This window comes from Sphingomonas sp. BAUL-RG-20F-R05-02, assembly GCF_022662305.1.
Lineage (GTDB): Bacteria > Pseudomonadota > Alphaproteobacteria > Sphingomonadales > Sphingomonadaceae > Sphingomonas.
Window position 1 is genome coordinate 1 of record NZ_JAKNQH010000067.1, and the last position, 756, is coordinate 756.

At 61.6% G+C, this 756-nt stretch carries 1 protein-coding gene; it reads right to left on the reverse strand.

Going from position 1 to position 756, the window contains the following annotated elements:
- Positions 1–726 (reverse strand): helix-turn-helix domain-containing protein (locus tag L8F97_RS22450; protein ID WP_242154957.1); only part of this gene is annotated, 726 nt, incomplete at its 3' end.
- Positions 727–756 lie beyond the last annotated feature (30 nt).

The window sequence follows — 756 nt, forward strand, 5'->3', positions numbered from 1 at the left end:
CCTGATGTTCTCGCCGTCCGGACGTGATCGGTAGTCTGCAGGTCCGCAGTCATATTTGGCCTGGAAGGCTCGCGAGAACGGCCTCGGACCGGCGTATCCTGCACTCTGCGCGATTACCTTAATCGGCAAATCGGTCGTTCGCAGCAGCCGTGCCGCGATGCGAAGCCTGGCCTTCTGCACGAAGTCGATCGGACCCTGACCAAAGGTCTTGGAGAAGTGGTCCGAGAACGAGGCACGGCTCATACCGGAAAGTGAGGCCAGGCTGTCGACCGTGTGAGGAGCTGCGGGATTGTCGATGATGGCAGCGAGCGCTTTGGAGAGGCGAGGGTGGGATATACCTCCTCCAGAGAGCTCCGTCTGCCGTTCCCGTCGATCGCGCAGCAGTGCAATGAGCCCTTGCTTCATCAAGGCTTGGCACATCGCCTGCGTGCCGAACCCGGCGCGGGTGATTTCGTCGGCCATTGCGTCGAACACGCTCGCAGGGATGACGCCCGTGACCATGTCACCTGCAGTCGGTGCTCGCAGCAGGTCAAAGAAGCCCAGGCCGTCTTGATAGGGCGCTGACAAGGCTCCACATAGCATAAGCGTATTATCGGCGCCGCTGCCCGCAGTGAACTCAACCAATCCGTCCCCAAGCAGGGCGCAACAATCAGCGGATTCGCGGACCTCGGCGTGATCGCCGACCTCGCCAACCCAGTGCTGCTCCGAGGTAGGCACGATCAGCATGCTCGATGGCGAGAACGGGATCGGTGGTGA